Here is a 19,298-nt window from a genome sequence, read left to right as displayed (position 1 = left end):
ACCCATATCACCTTCACTATATGATTTTTTTTAAAATAGAAAAAGACCATCTCCGTTCGAAATGATCTATAAAACGATTAGGATAAAAGAGCTCGATCACTGGCCATTTGGGTGCCGCGAATTCTCTGAAACTCTGAAAGCAAGCTTTCAATCGTCAGTTTTTTCTTCTCAGTCTCATCCACTTCCAGAATAATTTGGCCTTTATCCATCATAATTAATCGGTTGCCTAAATCGATCGCCTGTTGCATATTGTGCGTAACCATTAAGGTCGTCAACTGAAAGTTTGCAACAATATTTTTCGTCAATTCCGTAATCAGCTCTGCTCTTGCAGGATCAAGCGCCGCTGTATGTTCATCCAAAAGCAGGATGGACGGTTCTGTGAAGGTCGCCATCAGCAACGAAAGAGCCTGACGCTCTCCGCCGGATAAAAGACCCACCTTTGCACTTAGACGATCCTCTAAACCAAGGTGCAATGATTCAAGCACCTCACGAAAATATTCGCGCCGCTTTTTTGTTACCCCTCTACCGAGACCTCTCACTTGATTGCGGGAATAGGCCATTGCTAAATTCTCTTCAATCGTCATGGAGGGAGCAGTTCCAGCCATAGGATCTTGGAAGACGCGGCCGATCATCCTCGAGCGTTTAAACTCGGGAAGCTGAGTCACATTTTTGCCATCCAAATAAATTTCACCATCATCAGGTAAAAGGACACCGGATATAATATTCATTAATGTGGATTTTCCGGCTCCATTACTGCCAATTACCGTAACAAAATCGCCCGGCTTAAGGGTTAATTGCACATGATCGATTGCCGTTTTTTCATCCGGCGTTCCTTCATTAAACACTTTATGAATCTGATTTAATTGCAGCATGGCTTTCACCCTTTCGTTGTGCCGATAATAAAATGTTTTGCTTTCTTTCTGCCTTTTTGCGTGCCTTTACCTTTTTTTCACGCGAGCTGTTCCATATTTTCGGCATAGTGAGTGCAAGAATGACGATAACAGCCGTTATTAGTTTCATATCGCCGGGTTCCAAAAATTCTACTCGTAATGCAAGCGTGACAACAAGCCGATAAATAATGGATCCGCCGATGACAGCGAGAGTTGTTCGCGCAATTGTTTTTGTACCGAAGATTGCCTCACCAATAATAACGGATGCGAGACCAATAATGATCATTCCTATCCCCATGCCCACATCTGCAAAACCCCCTTGTTGGGCAATCAAAGCGCCGGCAAAAGCAACCAATGCGTTTGAAAGACCAAGACCAAGAACAATGAGAAGATTCGTATTGGCTGATAAACTGCGAATCATTCGCTGATTGTCGCCAGTTGCTCTTAAAGCTAAACCAATTTCCGTTTTCAAAAACCAATCTGTCAACAGCTTGAACACAAAGGTAACAGCAATCATAAACAGGAGGATTCCCCATGTATCCGGATGGCTATCGGTTAAACCAATTGCATCCAAAAGCGAATTGAGAAACGAATCAATTCCGCTTTGCTGTGATATTTGTGAAATTTTTGTAAAAATTGTATCGGTATTTAATAGCGGTATATTTGATTTTCCCATTATACGAAGATTGATCGAGTAAAGCGTAATCATCATTAAAATTCCCGACAGCAAGTTATTAATTTTGCCCGCTGTATGAATGATTCCTGTTAACCCACCTGCAATAAAGCCGGCAATCAGCGCAGCCATTGTTGCAACAATTGGATTGCCACCGCCCGCAATGATTGTTGCAGATATCGCTGCACCTGTTACAAAACTGCCATCAACCGTTAGGTCGGGAAAATCCAAAATGCGAAAGGACAAGTAAACACCCAGTGCCATGATCGCATAAATAATCCCCGATTCAAATGATCCAAATATCGAGGTAAACAATACCTTCATCCTTTCTAAAATCAATTTTACCAAAGATAAAGAGCTGGGAAGAAGGAATATCGTGATTCCCTCCCTCCGTTCCTTTTAGTTCAACTTATTTTCCATTATAAAATTCTCCGAGCTTTTCCCAATCTGGATTTACCTTAAGTCCTTGAGCCTCGGCAGCTTTTTTATTGATCACAAGCTTTAAGGTTTTTGGCAACTCAACCGGAATTTCCGATGGTTTCTTCTTGCCTGTTAAAATATCTGCCGCCATAACACCGGATTGATAGCCAATATCATAGTAGTTAAAACCGCTTGCGGCAACAGCGCCTTTTTTCATTGAATCCAGTTCCCCAACAAAAAGAGGTATCTTTTTGCTATTGGCGACCGAAATAACCGATTCAAGAGCCGAAACGACCGTGTTGTCTGTTGGAATGTAAATCGCATCGACCCGCCCGACAAGCGACTCGGCTGCCTGCTTCACTTCTGCAGATGTGGAAACGGAAACTTCAACAAGTTGAGCATTCTTTTTCTCCACCAATGACTTAACTTGTTTTACCTGTACGACTGAATTTTGCTCACCGGAATTGTAGATTACCCCAATCTTTTTCGCCTTTACCTCATCGGTTATAAAGCCAATCGTTTTTCCTGTAGCATCTGGATGGTTATCTGTTGTACCTGTTATATTTTTTCCAGGTTTGTCAAACGATTTCACAAGACCGGCGCCAACTGGATCGGTCACTGAAGTGAAAACAATCGGAATTTCTTTTGTTGCATTTAATGCGGCAACAGCGCTTGGCGTAGCATTTGCAAAAATAAGATCTACCTTATTGCCAACAAAATTTTTCGCAATCGTTTGTGTATTATTCATATCTGCCTGTGCGTTTTGCTCATCGTATTTAGCAATGATGCCTTTATCTTTTAGTGCCTGTTTAAACCCTTTTGTAGCCGCATCTAACGATGGATGAACAGCAAACTGAGTAATTCCGATTTTAAACTCTTTTTTCTCTCCTGCTTTCTGCCCACTTCCCGAAGTGTCTTTGCTTGCACATCCCGCAAGTAAAATCGCTCCGGCGAGCAAAATTGATCCCATTTTCGCAAGTTTCTTCATAGACCAAAATCCCCCTAAAATAAAGTAAATACTCGATTCCTTTCTTCCTTTTCAATTTGGTTTAGTCGCTAAGACCATTTTACCACTAATCTGCTTTAAAGAGAAAAAGGAGTCAAAAAATTTTATATATTTGAAAATTATATTAGTATTTTTATACTTAAAAAGTCAATACTATTTTAGAAAAATAATAATGCAGAATAAAAAAACATCCTGTTCATTTTTTACAGGATGTTTTAATTTCTTATTTTTGGTATCTCGCGAGTATTTTCAAGAAATGTGTCAATTTCGATTTTTTTCAAAGGAAAATCAATTTGTTCTATTTTCAGTTCAATAGTTGCTTCAAGCAGCCGATCGATATCAATTGTCATCCTGTTCAACCTCCCTATGAATTGATGGTTGGCTCATCTTACTATAACCGTTCGGCAATGTTGGTTTTCTTATGGGGGTAGTATACGATTTACCAGTTTTTTTAATCATTTATACCGTATCCCTGATTAGGGGAATTTACTATCTGTTTATAAAAGAAGTCAAAAGAACATTTTCTTTAGGGCGATGCCCTTTTTTCCTTTGGAAAAAAGGGCTTTGGGAATTCGTCCATACTGATAGACAGATGTATTCATATAGTAATGTAGGATTGCAAAGGAGGTGTTTTCCATGGGTCAAGGAGGAAATAATGGCTTCGCATTAATCGTCGTTCTGTTCATCTTATTGATCATTGTTGGATCTGCTTACATTGGTTTCTATTGATGAACACCAGATTTAATGACACAAAAAAGAGTGAAGATAAACTTCACTCTTTTTCTGCTTCATTGGTTTGTATTCGTTGTTTTCGCTGCTTTTGATTTAGAAGCTTTTGGACCAAGGTATTCGTAATCATCCGGATTGATTGGCTTGTAACCAGCAGGCTTATAGAATCGCAGCAGATCTTTGGTCACGACTTCGTCGGACATCGTTAATTCGGTTTTCACTTTGTTCTCGATTTCTTTGCCAACACTCGGATCTGTTACAAGGTTGTTTGTTCCGGTTGTGTAGTATTTACCATTTACAGACGTAACGGTTGGTGACACGAAATCTCCATTTCTAAACGCGACCCAATTACGATGATCTTTTGAAAGCAAATCTGAACCAAATTCGATATAATCCTTCGTATCAATTCCGAGCAAATGGAGCAGAGTTGGACGAACATCTACTTCACCACCGTATTGATGCTGAACGCCGCCTTTAACGCCCGGAACACGAATGAACAGTGGCACTTCTTGTAGTTCAGCGTTAATCGTTGGTGTAATTTCCGGCACACCCAATACCTTTTTCATTGCTTCATTATGGTTTTCTGAAATTCCGTAATGGTCACCATACAATACAATTACAGTGTTATCATACAATCCAGATTCCTTCAAGTAATTAAAGAACTGCTCCAATGCCTGATCCATATAATTGGCTGATTGGAAATACTGATTGACAACGGTGTCTCCAAAATCTCCTGCAGGAAAAGGGGTATCTCCCGGATCCATTTCAAATGGGAAATGGTTCGATAATGTAATAAACTTCGTATAGAACGGCTGCTTCAAGCTTTTTAGAAGCGGCATTGATTCTTCCCAGAACGGCTTATCTTTCATACCATAGTTTTTCGTATTTGCCGAAGACATGTCATAATACTCTGCATCAAAAAATTGATCATAGCCAAGAGCTTTGTACATGACATTTCGATTCCAGAATGTTTTGTAGTTTCCATGGAAAACTGCAGAAGTATATCCATATCCCTTTAAAATTGCCGGTGCTGCTTGATACGTATTCTGTGCTTTGTTCACAAAAACAGCGCCTTGTGACAATGGATATAGTGAATTTTCCATTAGGAATTCAGCATCCGATGTTTTCCCCTGTCCTGTTTGGTGATAAAAGTTATCAAAATAGAATGTATTCGGGTCTCGGGTTAACGAATTTAAAAACGGTGTTACTTCCTGGCCGTTCAACTTGTAGCCAATCATGAAATTTTGGAAAGATTCCAGTGATACATAAATAACGTTCATACCTCTTGCTTTACCAAAATATTCAGGATTCGGACTAGCGTAGTTTGCTTTCCGGTAGTTTTCTACATCGGTAACATCACTGCTATCAGCAAGAGCCCGCTGACTCGAAGATTTAATATTTTGAATGATATCATATATCGTGAAGTTATATGCTCCAAGATATTTAACAAGGTAATTTCGGTCAAACGTCCGGGACAACAGCTGCGGACGATCCTTCTCTGCCAAGCCAAGATTAAATAGGAAGGTTGTGATTGCAAACAGCAGGACTATTTTGAACGATTTCCGGTTTGTTTCCGTTACCTTATTAAAAACTTTTAAAGCAAGAATAATGAGAATAATGGTATCGGTAAAAAAGAAAATATCTGTCGGCGACATTAACGAAATGACGCTGTCACCTAACTGCCCTGTATTCATTTTGGCCTGCATCAGAACAGGAACCGTAATAAAATCATTAAAGAACCGGTAATAAACGACGTTTGCATAAAGCAAGAATGATAAAACGAAGTTGATCAGAATTAAGGCAAGTTTTGTCCGTTTTTTAAAAAGCAATGCAAAACCAAAAAAGAATAAGGCAGAGCTGACTGGATTGATGGCAAGCAAAAATTTCTGCATGCTATTATCAATTCCCAGCTTAAATACGGTTTGGTACGTTACATACGTTTTGATCCAAAATAGAACAATTGCAATCGCAAAAAATGCAAGGTAATTGTTGCTCAATCTCTGTGACAGTCTAAGTTTCTCCATCTTTTAATTCTCCTCTCACTTACCAAAAAACTGCGGTAAACGAACATCATTTACTATACCATATTTTTTTAAAAAGTTAAAACAAAAATCGTTCCAATTCATGGTGAACCTGACAGTTTTCCTTTAATTTCCTTCACTCGATCCTGCCATTTTCCTGATCAGTATGAAAAAAGTTTTTGAATATATCAAAACTTACTCTGTACTAGACGAGCATATACAGAAAAAGTTTCAAATTTTTTATGAAAATAAAAAACCGCTGTTTCCCACAAGATATAAGAAAATTTTTACAACTGCATCAAACTGTTTTTAATGTCTTTTTTCAAAGCAGCCGGCTGTTCAATCTTGCTCCTTTTCAAATAGCGATATAAAAAGAAGAACATCAATCCGCTGACGAAGCGCAACAAGGTTGAAATGGACATGGATAGATTCATGTTTGTTTGATCAAGCAAATACACTCCGAACTGGGGTGAAACAAAGCCAACAATCGCCAAAAAGATATTATAACTGGAAATATACGTGCTGCGGGTTTTTTCATTTGTTACCTCAAGCAGCTGATTAAATAGTAAAAGCACGGTTCCAGAAACAAATAAACCAGATGAGGCGTTGACAATTGTTAAATAAATCAGATTGCTGGATAGCACCGTTAAAACCGGTGTTGTGGCCATACCGATAGACACTAAAATCATCATTTTTGCATTTCCATGTTTATCAGCCATTTTCCCCCACCATTTAAAACTAATAATTTGGGCAATCTGATTCGCAACTGAAAATAAACTAATCCACAATCCATTTGCATGTGCATCGCGAATTTGGTAGATACTGAATAAAGGCCATGACATTTGCCAGGCAAAATTAAAAAACAAGCCGCAAAAAAGAAAGTAACGAAATGGCTTATCACGAAAGATTTGCCAATTCGCACGTGAAAATAGCTTCTTTTGTTTGAGTTCCTTCTTTTTCTCTGGCTCAACATGCTTCATTAAATAAAAGACTTCCATTATTCCTGCAGCAAATGAAAAAGCAAACAAAAATTCATATGGAAGCGGGTTATCCTTATGAAATTGCTGTAAGATAAGACCTATTAAAAACGTCGTCACCACACCAACAATCGTTAGGACTTTATTGCGTTCGCTAAAAAAAAGACTTCTTCTCTGTTCGGGTATCAGGTCGCCGATAAATGCCTGCCAGCTCAGGTTTGCAAAAGAACCAGGAAAATTCATGAGTCCAACGAGAATAACAAAAACCCAGCTTCGGTAGTCTTTTGGCACGAATAGAGAAAAAAGCATAAAAACCAAAAAAAGCCTTGTATAAAAAATAGAATAGGCAGTGAATTTCTTTTTGTTGTTTTGTTGATTTAAAAAAATAGAGCCGAGAATGACTGCAAACATCCCGACAAATTGCGGAAGCGAACTAATCAAGCTAACTTGATAATTGGATGCACTTAAAACACCGATCGCAAACAAAGGAAAGTAATTTGTGCTCATGTTTAAAACCATCGTGGCTGCAATTCCATTTTTAATACTGTATTTTTCATTTAGTTGGTTTGTTTGTTGATCAACCAGCACTCGCTCATCTTCTTTCAGAAGGTAATTAGCAGTGACTAATGCAGTTACTACCCTTTCTTTTGCTATATTAAACCGGAAATTTTCCGATCGCAAGATCTTTTTTTAAAAAAAATCGATCATAAATTGTTAGAAAGGAATGGTTGATATGCCGCGTATTCGGCCAAATTTTATGAGTAGTCCATATTTTGTTGATGAACCTGGTAATTGGCATTTAAAGGAGGGCGCACCAAAGGAAATGCAGACAGAATTGGAGCAATATTTGCAAGCGCTCCAAGACGAAACAGCAGCCGGAACCATCAATGGAAATACCATCGATTACCCCTTTCTCCGCTAAAAAACCGGGCAAATTCACCCGGTTTTTTCTATTTATTCGTTTTGAATACCCAGTAGGAGTACAGATAAATACTGGCAATTCCGATAAACAATACCACCAAAAACAAGATCATTGCCTTGCCTCCGATGATAATCGATAAGAAAGGAACGAGGCCTGAGATAATAAACACATATCCACCAAAACGGTGTGTTTTCCGCCAAACATGTTCTGAAGCAAGCGCCCATGGTGTCCGAAATCCAACAAAATAATTCGGCCGGATTTGTGACGTATAGTTGCCAATGCCGATGAACAAAATTCCAAGAAGAACAGGCAACACAATTGAAAATTGGATAGGTACCCCAAGTGCATTGATTAGTGCAATGAGGTTAATGCCCGATAAAAATACAATAATCATCAGATTTATCGTTGAGTATGCTTTCGAATGCTTGCGAAAAGATTCTTTTTTTGGATCAATGGACGGAACATAGTAAAATACAAATAATAAGACAATCGGAAGCGCACTCATCAACAGTTGTTCAAGCTTCGATCCGTAGCGATCCACTTCACCATTTAATCCCCAATGCACAGGAATTTTGTTTGGCAAATATGGAAAGGCAATCAAATTAATCAGCATTACAAGAATAGCAATACTCAGCGAAACATAAAAAAGCTTTTTTTTCATAAAAAATTTCCCCCTATTTTTTTTTGTCTAGCAGCCATTTGATAACATCCTGAAAAATAGTTGAATTGAGCGAATAGTAAATATATTGGCCTTTTTTTTCATCAAGTACCAGATCTGCAGATTTTAAAATTTTCAAGTGATTGCTGATGGACGGTTTGCTCATATCAAAATTGCTGGCGATTTCTCCGGCAGTTAAATCCTGATCCTTTAAAAGATCAAGGATCTTCCGTCTTGTTGGATCTGCAAGTGCTTTAAAAACTTCGTTCATATTCTTCCCTTCTTTATTATTTAGTTAATTATCTAAATATAGAATAACAATTTTTTAAAAAATTTCAAGCCTTTTTTGCCATCCGATACCCGCTATTCCTAAAGTTATAAAAAAAGAAACCCATTGGGGTTCCTTCGTATTAATGTTTTGGATATTTGCCTACTGTATGAATAGCAGTGATAATTCGCTTATTGATCCATTTGCGATTTTCACTCGTATTTAGATGCTCAAAAACACGCTTTCTCCCCTCTTCCGTTGTTACATAATGACACGGCAGGTGATTTAGACTTAATGCGATAATATCGTTCCTGCATTTCTTACATTGGCAAAAGGTCTGGTAATCAGGACTATTTAGCCATACAGTCACAATCGTTGAGACAATTTCCTCCATCACATTTACATAACCGTCTCCCATCCAATTACCCTCTTTCATGCTTTCATGGTGCGATAACAACGACTCATTATGTGAGAGTGCATTGGATATATTGTAGCATAGAAAAAAATAATCTTTTTTCGAAAATCATTAAAATTAAAAATTAGTTCATTAGACCCAAAAAATCAACCAACCAGCTGATTGAACAACAGCTGGTTGGAATTACACTCATTTCATGAGACTATCTACATTTGCGAAACGCTCTAAATCTTTATTTTTACCAATTACAACCAATACATCCCCTTTATCCATTGTTTCGTCTGGCGAAGGCGATATATTAATATCATGATTACGTCGAATGGCAATGACACTTAAATTAAATCGGGCTCGAAGATCAATTTCCCTTAATGATTTCTTGGTCATATTATCAGGAATTTTTATTTCTTCAACACTATAATCTTTCGATAACTCAATAAAATTAAGCACATTGGGAGATAGAAGCTGATGGGCTACACGGATTCCCATATCCCTCTCAGGGTGGATGACCCAATCAGCCCCAACTTTATATAAAACTTGTCCGTGAAGCTTGTTGACAGCTTTCGCAATTACCTTACGAACGCCGAGTTCTTTTAATAATAGTACCGTTAAAATACTTGCTTGAATGTCGTTTCCAATTGCCACAATGACTGTATCGATATTCCGAATCGCAATCGATTTTAACGCTTCGGCATCCGTTGAATCCGCAATTAAGGCATGGGTGACATATGGATGGGCGTCCTCCACCCTTTCTTCATTCATATCGACACCCAAAACTTCCTGTCCTGCTTCAAATAACTTTGAGGCCAAGCTTAATCCAAAGCGGCCAAGGCCAATTATTGCATAAGTTGTTACCACTATATTTTCACCTTTCTTTCCGTTTCATTAACCAATCATGATTTTGCCTTTAGGATAGCGGAATGCATCTGGATTTCGGCGAATGGTTACCGCAAACGCGATGGTTAAAGGACCTACTCGTCCAGCAAACATTGCAAAGATAATGAGTAGCCTGCCAATCGGCGATAGATCTGGTGTCAATCCCATCGATAGCCCCACTGTTCCAAAAGCAGATGTCGCTTCAAATAAGATCATTAAAAAATCTTTCCCATGTTCGGTAATTGTCAATAACATCGTTACCAGCATGACAATAAATAATCCGCTGATCGTAACAGTTAACGCTTTGTAAATGGTCTCATAGACAATTCGCTGGCGGTAGAAAATGACATCTTCTTTTCCTCGAATTTGCGACCATACTGCACCAATTAACGTAATAAAAGTCGTTGTTTTGATACCGCCGCCTGTCGAACCAGGTGATGCACCGACAAACATTAAAAAAATGATTAAAAAGAGTGATGATTGCGTCATGTCTCCAATATTCAGTGTATTGGCACCCGCAGTTCTCGGTGTGATAGCTTGAAAAGAGGATGCAAGAATTTTTCCTAAAAAGGACAATGGCTTTAATGTTTTGGGATTCATGTATTCCAGTGCAAAAATGCCAATTGTTCCTGCAATGATTAACACAGCTGTCGTCAGCAGTACTACTTTCGTATGCAGCGATAATTTCCGCACTTGCCTGTACTCAAATAATTCGTTCAAAACAATAAACCCAATTCCGCCAAGAACAATCAATGCATCAACTGTTAAGTTAACGACCGGGTCTTGAACATAACCTGTTAAACTGCGAAAGTCACCCATAATATCAAAACCGGCATTGTTAAAAAGTGAGATTGAGTGGAAAATGCCAAAATAGATTGCTTTTCCAATGGGCATATCAAAAGAAAAACGAATAGAAAGCAACATGGCTCCAGTAAGTTCAATAACCGCAGTAAAAATTAGAATCCGTCTTGCTAATCGAACCACGCCTTCCATGGACAAATTATTCAATGACTCTTGCAGCAGGATTCTTTCTTTTAAGGAAATTCTTTTTCCCAAAAGGAAAGCAAACAAAGTGGCAAATGTCATAAATCCAAGTCCGCCTATTTGAATCATCGATAAAATAACCACTTGGCCGAAGATGGTAAACGTTGATCCAGTATCGACAACAACGAGCCCTGTAACACAAGTGGCAGAGGTTGCTGTAAAAAGCGCATTTAAAAATGATAAGCCTTTGCCATCTACTGTCGATATCGGCAAAGTTAACAAGGTTGCACCTATAAGAATAATCGCACCAAATCCCAAAACGAGTATTTTAGGAGGGTCAAAATAAAATTTTTTCCTCACTATTTTTCCTCCCAGCAATTTTCATTTACCCTATACATTTACATCAAATAACGAAAATAAACATAAACCGTTGAAATTAAAATGGAAACAATCATGATTGGAAAACCGATCACCAAAAATCGCATAAATGAAATATGATGGCCATTCTTTGAAGCAATCCCAGCAACAACTAGATTGGCGCTGGCGCCGATTAATGTGCCATTCCCGCCCAAGCACGCACCAAGGGACAAACTCCACCAAAGCGGATCCAAATTCGTAATTCCTAGAGTCCCCATTTCTTTTATGAGCGGTATCATTGTAGCGACAAATGGAATATTGTCGACAAAAGCAGAAATGAGCGCGCTCATCCACAGTACAAGAAAAGTGGTCGATTTTAATTCTCCACCTGTTAAGGACATCGCTTTTTTCGCCAGCGCCCCAATTAAACCGGTTTCGACGAGTCCCCCTACAATCACAAACAATCCAATAAAAAAGAAAAGGGTCGTCCATTCTATTTTTTCCAAGGCAACTGCCAAATATTTGTCACCGGTGACAAGGAGTAATAAAAATGCGCCAATTAACGCAATGGTCGCCGTTTCCAGATGGGTAAACTGGTGGCTAAAAAATCCGACCAACGTTAGAAAAATAATGAGCAAACTTTTTTTCAGCAAAACCGGATCCTTTAATTCTTTGTGGGCATCTTTTTTTAGTAGCTCTTCTTTGTACTTCATTGTTGTACGCAGCTGTTTGCGATAAAAAACAACTAAAAGAGCGATCGTGACAATCAAGATCAATAGATTAATGAGCGTTAAATTCTTGATAAACGCATTAAATGTTAGTCCCTTTACCGCACTGCCGATCATAATATTAGGCGGATCGCCAATCATAGTCGCCGTTCCACCAATATTTGACGCAAATACTTCCGATAACAAATACGGAATCGGACCTACTTTCAGTTGGTTTGTAATGCTTAATGTCACCGGGACAACAAGTAAAACCGTTGTTACATTGTCTAAAAAGGCGGAAGCAATAGCTGTAAAAACACTTAATGCCACTAAAATTTTAATTGGATCCCCCTTCACTTTTTGTGCTGACCAGATGGCGATATACTCAAAAACGCCAGTTTGAGCGGTTATTCCAACGATCACCATCATTCCGACAAGCAAGCCAATTGTATTGAAATCAATATAGTGAATGGCTGCTTTTTGATCAAGAATTCCTAGTGCAACCATTAGCAAGCCACCGAGCATCGCAATCGTCGTTCGATGAATTTGTTCTGAAATGATCATGGCATAAGTAAATAGAAAAATGACTAAAGCAATTAGTTCCTGTGTTCCCATTCATTTCACTCCTGTTTCTAAATCTTGCTGTTCTAGGAAGTTGTATTCTTTCCATCCATAAAGCAAAAAAACACTAGGGAACCCCTTAGTGTCTAAAACTAAGAAAACCATTTCCCTGCGCTTACGAGGTTAGCTGACGGACTCGGATTCTCAACAAACCCTACCTTAAAAAGGATTCGCCCCAAACCGGCTAAAAATTAGCCAATGTGGTTCCCCCGCTCAAATTTGATTCAGCGATCATTTCATATGTACAAGGAAAAATATACTACTCCAATGAACGAATGTAAACAATCCCTTCACACATTAAAGCCTTATTTATTGAAAAAATTTTTTCCGCTCTACCTATATGATTTATACAAAGACTGTGTTGACCAAAATTTTAATAGCGCCGAATGTAAATAGCGGCAATGTGTACAAATTTGTATCATACTTCACATCTTTCCATTTGGTTTTCTCTTTATAATAAAATCACCTTCAAGCATTGGATGATCCCTTTTTGATTGGGCAATCTACGATTAATCGGGTTAAAAGGAGGATTTTCATGAATCAAGGAACAAAACAATTAGTCATTCAAACATCGAGTCTAATTGCAGGATTTATGGTTTGGGTGCTTCTGTCTTCATTAATGCCTTTTATAAAATCGGATATCCAGTTAACATCTCCCCAGCAAGCTTGGGTGACAGCAGTTCCAGTCATTCTCGGTTCCATTCTTCGAGTGCCAATCGGGTACTGGACTAACCGCTTTGGGGCGCGTACATTATTTACAATCAGCTTTTTAGTTATGCTTGCCCCCATTTTTATCATTAGCTTCGCCAACACTTTACTTTTGCTATTGCTAGGGGGATTTCTTCTGGGTGTCGGCGGTGCAATCTTTTCGGTCGGGGTAACTTCCTTGCCTAAATACTACCCGAAAGAAAGGCATGGTTTCATTAATGGCATTTACGGTGCCGGAAATATCGGTACAGCTGTAACCTCGTTTGCCGCACCTGTTATCGCAAATGCTTTCGGATGGAGATCAACGATTAAAATTTTTCTTGTTCTTGTTCTTGTTTTTGCTCTTATAAATTTTCTTTTCGGAGACCGGCATGAGAAAAAAGTCAATAATCCATTAACAGAGCAAATAAAAGAGGTATACAAAAATCCAAAACTGTGGTTTTTAAGCTTGTTTTACTTCATTACTTTTGGAGCATTTGTTGCATTCACGATTTATCTGCCGTCTTTCTTGGTGAATCATTTTGAATTGTCAAAAGTCGATGCCGGGCTGCGGACTGCGGGATTTATCGTTGTCGCGACACTATTCCGTCCAGTCGGGGGCTGGCTTGGGGACAAAATTAACCCTTTTCTTATATTAATAGGCGTCTTTTTTGGGCTGACTTTTGCAGGATTTTTGTTATCCTTTACACCTTCCCTGCCCATTTATTCGTTCGGCAGCCTGCTCGTTTCTTTTTGTGCAGGAATCGGCAATGGGGCGATTTTTAAATTGGTACCTTTTTATTTTACGAAACAAGCAGGAATTGTTAACGGAATCGTTGCTGCAATGGGAGGGTTGGGCGGATTCTTCCCGCCATTGATTCTGACCATCCTATTTAATTTAACTGGTCATTATGCGATAGGGTTTATGTCATTGTCAGAGTTTTCCCTCGCAAGTTTAATTTTGGTTGTATGGCTGTTTTATCAGGAAAAGCTTGAAATCTCAGCAAAAATTATTAAATCAACCACAGAAGGAATTATCGTCACAGATGCTAACGGTGTCATTCAAATGGTCAATCCTGCATTTTCTAAAATTACCGGCTACTCGCAGGATGAGGTTGTAGGAAAAACGCCAAGCGTTCTTCAGTCAGGTGAGCATACTAATGAGTTTTATCACAAAATGTGGGAAAATTTACGAAGCAATGGCTCATGGCAAGGACCAATTTGGAATAAGCGAAAAAATCAAGACGTTTATTTAGAATGGTTAACCATTTCCGCTATTAAAAATGATGCAGGCGAAACTAAAAATTTTGTGGGTATGTTTAATGAGTTAAAACAAGACGTAGTAAAGGATTTAAAACCATCTGCAAAAAGGTCTTCTTCTTGAGGACCTTTTTTTAATTGATCCATCCCTCTGAGAAGATATTTTTACAACTTTATGTCCATTTCTCTCCGTTCACAGTTCGTTCACTTAAAATGTGACGTACCTCACAATCTTTCAGTGTTTCTCTCTTTTAAGATTAACAATGTAAATCGCGAATCATTTGATACTTTAAAAATTTGGAGGAAACAATATGGCAAGACTAAGTTATTGGAATCCAGAGGATGAAAAGTTCTGGAATAAAGAAGGGAAAAAACATGCCAATCGGAATCTATGGATTTCTGTTCCAAGCCTGATGTTGGCTTTTGTCGTTTGGCAAATCTGGTCAGTTGTCGCAGTTCGGTTGAATGATATCGGCTTCCATTTTTCCGAAGAGCAATTATTTACCCTAGCAGCAATTCCCGGTCTCGTTGGCGCAACCTTGCGTTTTGTCTATACTTTTGCAGTTGGAACAATCGGGGGAAAAAACTGGACAGTGATTTCAACTGCCATTTTGGCGATTCCGGCGATCGGAATAGGCTTTGCTGTTCAAAATCCTGAAACGCCTTTTTCGGTAATGCTTTTGCTTGCAGCCCTTTGCGGATTAGGCGGAGGCAACTTCTCCTCTTCATCTGCAAATATCAGTTTCTTTTTTCCAAAAAAAGAAAAAGGAACAGCGCTTGGGATTAATGGCGGTTTAGGAAATATGGGCGTGTCTGTTGTTCAATTTGTTACACCGTTAATTATTACTTCTGGAACTTTTGCATTCATTGGCGGAAATCAAGTTATAGCGAACGGCCAAAAAATCTGGCTGCAAAATGCTGCGTTCATATGGGTTATTCCAATTGCTATTCTGACGATTCTTGCCTTATTTGGGATGGACAATGTTCCAAATGCAAAACAATCTGTTGCTGATCAATTTGTAATCGTCAAAAGAAAACATACGTGGATCATGACCGTACTGTATGTTGCAACGTTCGGTTCATTTATTGGCTATTCGGCAGCCTTCCCGCTTTTACTAAAATCGCAATTTCCGGAACATATTTCATTGGCCTTTTTAGGTGCGCTTGTTGCCGCTGCTGCCCGTCCTGTCGGCGGCTGGCTTTCCGATAAAATTGGTGGGGCAAAAATTACGGCCTATGTCCTGGTCATTATGGGAATCGGTGCCGGCGGAGTCATCTTCTTTCTAAGCAGCAAACAGTTTGCTGGTTTCTTAGCAGCATTCCTTGTCCTATTTTTAGCTTCAGGTGTTGGTTCCGGATCAACGTTCCAAATGATTCCAACCATCTTTATTCCAAAAGAAGCTGCACCTGTAATCGGTTTTTCCGCCGCATTTGCAGCCTACGGTTCTTTTTTTATTCCTAAGCTTTTCGGCTGGTCTGTAAAAGCTACTGGAACACCCGTTACCGCTTTTTATTTCTTTATTGCGTTTTATTTTGTTTCTATCCTACTAAATTGGTTTTATTATCAACGGAAAACAACGGTAATACCTGAAAACATAAAACAAGCTGGATAATATCCAGCTTGTTTTTTAGTTTAATATTTTTACTTTAACTTCTTTTGTTCCCCAGTTAATAGCATCCTGTTTTGAGGAAATAAAGACATCGATTCGATTTCCCTTAATGCTGCCGCCAGTGTCAGCTGCTGTGGCAACACCATATCCTTCCACATATACTTTCGATCCAAGTGGAATGACCGATGGATCAACCGATATAACTTTTGCATCGGGGTTTGCTTTCAGGTTGACGCCGGTTGCTGTTACGCCCGAGCATCCGGCACATGAAGCTGTGTAAGCTGTAGCTTTTACCGTCATTTCTTTTGAGCTGATTTGATTGTTTACTGGAATTGGTTGTACAGTCTTGCTTTGTGCTTTCACCTCTGACTGGCTAGGTGCCACAGCTGGGACAGTTTGAACCTCCGCTCGGCTTTGAGTGTTGGCACTTGTACTGATTGCGGATTCCGTTTTACGTTCGGATTGGCTTGTTAAATTGTTTGCAACTTTATGATCAAGAATGACAAGATTTAAACCTGGACGAATTAAGTCTGAATGAAGTCGATTCCACTCTTTTAATTGAGCAACAGTTACGTTATAGTTTTCCGCTATCGCCCATAAAGTGTCACCCTGTTTTACTGTATAATGGGATTCTTCTTGGACCGTTAACACATCCCCAGGGTGAATGACATCGGTTGTAAGTTTATTCCAATTTTTTAAGTTTTCTACAGACGTATTATGTACTTGTGATAGATTCCAGAGCGTATCACCTTTTTGTACTGTAATTTCTGCCGCCTGTACATTAGCACCTACAGTTCCTGAGAGTGCAGCAACTGCAAGCAAAGTTTTAATCGTTTTGATCATTGTTCTACCTCCCATGTTCTCTTAGCAGCTAACAGAAACAATCATAACATGAATTCTCTCAATCGAAAGAACAGGGAGATTAATAATCCTTTACAGATAATGCATTCATATTACGAGAAGATGACTAATAGACAGAAGTATTTGACTATTATATACTCGCTTTCGACCTAAATGAACACGATGTATCGGGTAAAAATAAAGCGAGCCGCCAAATCATCTTGGTGATTTGGCGGCTCTTTTCACACTAGTTCAGTTTCGAAATGGCGACGGCGCACGCTTTGAATTCGGCTGTTCCCGAAATAGGATCAAATTCATTTAATGTCAAAACATTCGTTGGAACCTCACTCCAATGAAAGCTCATAAAAACTAGTCCTGGCACAACCTGTTCCGTAATTTTTGCTTTTACTGTCAATTCACCTCTCCGTGAACGAACCTGCACCCGTTCGCCGTCAGCTATGCCGAGCATTAGGGCATCCTCCGGATGAAGATCGATCGTTTCTTCCGTTTGTTTAATTTTTACGCCAGGCGCATAGTATCTTGTTTGAGTATGAGTATTATAGGATTCATATCGCCTTCCTGTCGTTAACATAAACGGGTACTCGGCATCTGGCCGTTCCAGCGGAGGCGTATAATCAACAGGAATGAACGGAGACTTGGACATTCCCTTCTTTTCGGCAGGCTGATGAAAACGGTCATGCAAGATAAAAGTACCTTGATGGCTTTCATTAGGACAAGGGTAGTGCAAGCTATACTCTTTCTCAAGTCGCTGATATGACATCCCGCCATACATCTCCCAGGCGATGGTTCGGACTTCATCCCAAATTTCCTCACTGCTTTGATAGCTCATTTTATACCCCATCTTTGTCGACAGTTCACACAGAATCTCCCAATCTTCTTTCGTATTCGGGTGAGCCTTTACTGCCGTACGGACGCGCTGAATTCTTCTGTCTGTGTTCGTATACGTGCCGTCTACTTCACCCCATGATCTTGCGGGGAGTACGACGTCAGCCATTTCAGCCATTTCCGTCAGAAAAATATCCTGAACAATCAATAGATCAAGCTTTTCTAGCAGTTTTCTTGTATGATTCATGTGAACATCCGCAAGCAGGGGGTTTTCGCCAATGACATAAAGTGCTTTTACTTTTTCTTCCTCAATACGGTCGAAAGTTCGCGTCTGAGTGTCTCCACTTTCCGGGTTTAGGCTAACATTCCATGCCTTTTCAAAACGGCTGCGGTATTCAGCCTTTACTAGGCTCATTGCTCCTGGCAGCTGATTCGGCAGACAGCCCATATCCCCTGCACCTTGCACATTGTTTTGACCGCGCAAAGGCATGATTCCTGAACCTTCTTTACCGATATTTCCTGTTAATAAAGCCAAGTTTGCTATATCAAAAACATTGTTAACACCGCAATGGTGTTCCGTGATACCAAGGGTATAGGCAATCATTGCAGCACTTGCATTTGCATACTCACGGGCTGTTTCAATAATATCCTCAGCTGCTATCCCAGTAATTCCGGCAGCAACTTCCGGCGTAAATGGATCGACTTGCTTTTCAAGTGCGTCAAAATCATGCGTAAACTGACTGATAAACTCATGTCTGTACAAGCCTTCTTTTAAAATGACGCGAATCATTGCATTGATCAGAGCAATATCTGTTCCTATATTAATTTGCAAATGACGGTGAGCAATTTTTGCCATCTCAATTTTTCTCGGATCAATCACAATTACTTTCAAACCCGACTTAGCTGCTTTCTTAATTCTGTTGGCGATAATTGGATGGGCTTCTGATGTATTAGAGCCCATTAGCAGCAATACTTCTGCTTTGTCAAAATCATCAAGCGTATTCGTTGGGAAACCGCTTCCAAAAACAGTTGCCAGACCGGCAACACTTGGAGCGTGTCACGTTCGGTTGCAGCCGTCAATATTGTTGCTGCCAATTGCTGTACGCATAAATTTCTGGGTGATATAGTTTGATTCATTTGTCGTCCGGGCACAGGCAAACATGGAAATCGCGTTTGGACCAAAGGTATTCCTGATTGCAGCCAATTTTTCTGCCATAAACGTATAAGCCTCATCCCATGTTGATTCAACCAATTTTCCTGCTTTGCGGATCATTGGTGTTGTTAACCTTTTTTCGGCATGGACATATTCATAGGCAAACGCCCCCTTCACACATGTCTGGCCTTTGTTGACTGGAGCTTCTTTATCCCCGCGAATTTTGACAATACGATTGTCTTTTACTTCCAAAATCAGTCCGCAGCCCGTTCCGCAATAACCGCAGACTGTCTTTACATAACTTGTCTCAGCCATTTTTTCCCCTCCCTTTAAAAACATATTGCCTATATAAATATATTAAACGATCCGACATAAATGATT

The 19,298-nt window shown here is 39.5% G+C and carries 18 protein-coding genes, 1 pseudogene and 1 riboswitch; of the genes and pseudogenes, 4 read left to right on the top strand and 15 right to left on the bottom strand.

Translation table 11 applies throughout. The features are described from left to right. Positions 1 to 77: 77 nt before the first annotated feature. The 4 genes from ACQYAD_RS11035 to ACQYAD_RS11020 form a co-directional block, all read right to left on the bottom strand. The gene (locus ACQYAD_RS11035; RefSeq protein WP_430238133.1) at positions 78 to 872 is read right to left on the bottom strand and encodes an ABC transporter ATP-binding protein; all 795 of its coding nucleotides are present in this window, start codon (positions 870 to 872) and stop codon (positions 78 to 80) included. Next, entirely contained in the window at positions 847 to 1,878 is a 1,032-nt protein-coding gene (locus ACQYAD_RS11030) for an ABC transporter permease (RefSeq protein WP_430238131.1), read from the bottom strand. Before ACQYAD_RS11030 ends, ACQYAD_RS11035 begins: the two co-directional genes overlap by 26 nt. A 94-nt stretch (positions 1,879 to 1,972) precedes the next feature. Further along, complete coding sequence (locus ACQYAD_RS11025) at positions 1,973 to 2,971, bottom strand: ABC transporter substrate binding protein (protein ID WP_430238129.1); 999 nt, start codon at positions 2,969 to 2,971, stop codon at positions 1,973 to 1,975. Positions 2,972 to 3,204: 233 nt separating this feature from the next. Beyond that, the gene (locus tag ACQYAD_RS11020) at positions 3,205 to 3,339 is read right to left on the bottom strand and encodes a hypothetical protein (protein ID WP_430238127.1); all 135 of its coding nucleotides are present in this window, start codon (positions 3,337 to 3,339) and stop codon (positions 3,205 to 3,207) included. Positions 3,340 to 3,625: 286 nt separating this feature from the next. On the opposite strand from ACQYAD_RS11020, the gene ACQYAD_RS11015 reads away from it, so the two are divergent. After that, on the top strand, positions 3,626 to 3,718 hold the full coding sequence (locus tag ACQYAD_RS11015; RefSeq protein ID WP_430238125.1) for a YjcZ family sporulation protein: 93 nt from the start codon (positions 3,626 to 3,628) through the stop codon (positions 3,716 to 3,718). A 59-nt stretch (positions 3,719 to 3,777) separates the two neighbouring features. Here ACQYAD_RS11015 and ACQYAD_RS11010 read toward each other — a convergent pair whose 3' ends face one another. Together ACQYAD_RS11010 and ACQYAD_RS11005 are read right to left on the bottom strand one after the other, a co-directional pair. After that, the gene (locus ACQYAD_RS11010; protein ID WP_430238124.1) at positions 3,778 to 5,742 is read right to left on the bottom strand and encodes an LTA synthase family protein; all 1,965 of its coding nucleotides are present in this window, start codon (positions 5,740 to 5,742) and stop codon (positions 3,778 to 3,780) included. 284 nt (positions 5,743 to 6,026) lie between these two features. Continuing rightward, positions 6,027 to 7,304, bottom strand: coding sequence for an MFS transporter (locus tag ACQYAD_RS11005; protein ID WP_430238122.1), 1,278 nt, complete (start codon positions 7,302 to 7,304; stop codon positions 6,027 to 6,029). 145 nt (positions 7,305 to 7,449) lie between these two features. On the opposite strand from ACQYAD_RS11005, the gene ACQYAD_RS11000 reads away from it, so the two are divergent. Then, complete coding sequence (locus ACQYAD_RS11000) at positions 7,450 to 7,638, top strand: hypothetical protein (RefSeq protein ID WP_430238121.1); 189 nt, start codon at positions 7,450 to 7,452, stop codon at positions 7,636 to 7,638. A 28-nt stretch (positions 7,639 to 7,666) separates the two neighbouring features. Here the strand turns inward: ACQYAD_RS11000 and ACQYAD_RS10995 are convergent, their stop codons facing one another. From ACQYAD_RS10995 to ACQYAD_RS10970, 6 genes are all read right to left on the bottom strand, one after another. Beyond that, a complete protein-coding gene (locus ACQYAD_RS10995; RefSeq protein WP_430238120.1) occupies positions 7,667 to 8,299 on the bottom strand; it encodes an SdpI family protein in 633 nt (210 codons plus the stop codon). Between the two features lie 13 nt (positions 8,300 to 8,312). Beyond that, positions 8,313 to 8,567: an autorepressor SdpR family transcription factor gene (locus ACQYAD_RS10990; RefSeq protein ID WP_430238118.1), complete on the bottom strand. Its 255-nt coding sequence runs from the start codon at positions 8,565 to 8,567 to the stop codon at positions 8,313 to 8,315. A 139-nt stretch (positions 8,568 to 8,706) separates the two neighbouring features. After that, positions 8,707 to 8,982, bottom strand: coding sequence for a late competence development ComFB family protein (locus ACQYAD_RS10985; RefSeq protein WP_430238116.1), 276 nt, complete (start codon positions 8,980 to 8,982; stop codon positions 8,707 to 8,709). A 186-nt stretch (positions 8,983 to 9,168) separates the two neighbouring features. Next, positions 9,169 to 9,834 (bottom strand): potassium channel family protein, encoded by a 666-nt coding sequence (locus ACQYAD_RS10980; protein ID WP_430238114.1) that lies wholly within the window; start codon positions 9,832 to 9,834, stop codon positions 9,169 to 9,171. 27 nt (positions 9,835 to 9,861) lie between these two features. After that, positions 9,862 to 11,196, bottom strand: a complete 1,335-nt coding sequence (locus tag ACQYAD_RS10975) for a TrkH family potassium uptake protein (RefSeq protein ID WP_430238113.1) — start codon at positions 11,194 to 11,196, stop codon at positions 9,862 to 9,864. 38 nt (positions 11,197 to 11,234) lie between these two features. Continuing rightward, positions 11,235 to 12,515: an SLC13 family permease gene (locus ACQYAD_RS10970; protein WP_430238112.1), complete on the bottom strand. Its 1,281-nt coding sequence runs from the start codon at positions 12,513 to 12,515 to the stop codon at positions 11,235 to 11,237. A 103-nt stretch (positions 12,516 to 12,618) separates the two neighbouring features. Beyond that, positions 12,619 to 12,761, bottom strand: a riboswitch (cyclic di-AMP (ydaO/yuaA leader). A 295-nt stretch (positions 12,762 to 13,056) separates the two neighbouring features. Here ACQYAD_RS10970 and ACQYAD_RS10965 point away from each other — a divergent pair. Both ACQYAD_RS10965 and ACQYAD_RS10960 read left to right on the top strand, forming a co-directional pair. Continuing rightward, a complete protein-coding gene (locus tag ACQYAD_RS10965) occupies positions 13,057 to 14,592 on the top strand; it encodes a nitrate/nitrite transporter (RefSeq protein ID WP_430238111.1) in 1,536 nt (511 codons plus the stop codon). Between the two features lie 187 nt (positions 14,593 to 14,779). Then, positions 14,780 to 16,081, top strand: a complete 1,302-nt coding sequence (locus tag ACQYAD_RS10960; protein ID WP_430238109.1) for a NarK family nitrate/nitrite MFS transporter — start codon at positions 14,780 to 14,782, stop codon at positions 16,079 to 16,081. Between the two features lie 15 nt (positions 16,082 to 16,096). On the opposite strand, the gene ACQYAD_RS10955 is transcribed toward ACQYAD_RS10960, so the two are convergent. From ACQYAD_RS10955 to ACQYAD_RS10945, 3 genes and pseudogenes are all read right to left on the bottom strand, one after another. Beyond that, entirely contained in the window at positions 16,097 to 16,921 is an 825-nt protein-coding gene (locus ACQYAD_RS10955) for a LysM peptidoglycan-binding domain-containing protein (protein WP_430238108.1), read from the bottom strand. 244 nt (positions 16,922 to 17,165) lie between these two features. Further along, on the bottom strand, positions 17,166 to 19,094 hold the full coding sequence (gene fdhF / locus ACQYAD_RS10950) for a formate dehydrogenase subunit alpha (RefSeq protein ID WP_430238788.1): 1,929 nt from the start codon (positions 19,092 to 19,094) through the stop codon (positions 17,166 to 17,168). After that, positions 19,074 to 19,232, bottom strand: a pseudogene (locus tag ACQYAD_RS10945) (hypothetical protein); the annotation flags it as partial. The gene fdhF and the pseudogene ACQYAD_RS10945, both read right to left, overlap by 21 nt. Positions 19,233 to 19,298: the final 66 nt, after the last annotated feature.

The organism is Neobacillus sp. SM06 (assembly GCF_050496765.1).
Lineage (GTDB): Bacteria > Bacillota > Bacilli > Bacillales > Cytobacillaceae > JAEVLT01.
Note: the sequence above shows the minus strand (reverse complement) of the source record. Positions and strands in the feature narration are given on the sequence as shown.

Bases quoted from the DNA above. Each gene is read 5' to 3' on its own strand.
- ACQYAD_RS11025 (WP_430238129.1), bottom strand. From the start codon at position 2,971: ATGAAGAAACTTGCGAAAATGGGATCAATTTTGCTCGCCGGAGCGATT.
- ACQYAD_RS11035 (WP_430238133.1), bottom strand. From the start codon at position 872: ATGCTGCAATTAAATCAGATTCATAAAGTGTTTAATGAAGGAACGCCG.
- ACQYAD_RS11000 (WP_430238121.1), top strand. From the start codon at position 7,450: ATGCCGCGTATTCGGCCAAATTTTATGAGTAGTCCATATTTTGTTGAT.
- ACQYAD_RS10960 (WP_430238109.1), top strand. From the start codon at position 14,780: ATGGCAAGACTAAGTTATTGGAATCCAGAGGATGAAAAGTTCTGGAAT.
- ACQYAD_RS10985 (WP_430238116.1), bottom strand. From the start codon at position 8,982: ATGGGAGACGGTTATGTAAATGTGATGGAGGAAATTGTCTCAACGATT.
- ACQYAD_RS10995 (WP_430238120.1), bottom strand. From the start codon at position 8,299: ATGAAAAAAAAGCTTTTTTATGTTTCGCTGAGTATTGCTATTCTTGTA.
- ACQYAD_RS10970 (WP_430238112.1), bottom strand. From the start codon at position 12,515: ATGGGAACACAGGAACTAATTGCTTTAGTCATTTTTCTATTTACTTAT.
- ACQYAD_RS10965 (WP_430238111.1), top strand. From the start codon at position 13,057: ATGAATCAAGGAACAAAACAATTAGTCATTCAAACATCGAGTCTAATT.
- ACQYAD_RS11010 (WP_430238124.1), bottom strand. From the start codon at position 5,742: ATGGAGAAACTTAGACTGTCACAGAGATTGAGCAACAATTACCTTGCA.
- ACQYAD_RS10955 (WP_430238108.1), bottom strand. From the start codon at position 16,921: ATGATCAAAACGATTAAAACTTTGCTTGCAGTTGCTGCACTCTCAGGA.
- ACQYAD_RS11015 (WP_430238125.1), top strand. From the start codon at position 3,626: ATGGGTCAAGGAGGAAATAATGGCTTCGCATTAATCGTCGTTCTGTTC.
- ACQYAD_RS10990 (WP_430238118.1), bottom strand. From the start codon at position 8,567: ATGAACGAAGTTTTTAAAGCACTTGCAGATCCAACAAGACGGAAGATC.
- ACQYAD_RS11020 (WP_430238127.1), bottom strand. From the start codon at position 3,339: ATGACAATTGATATCGATCGGCTGCTTGAAGCAACTATTGAACTGAAA.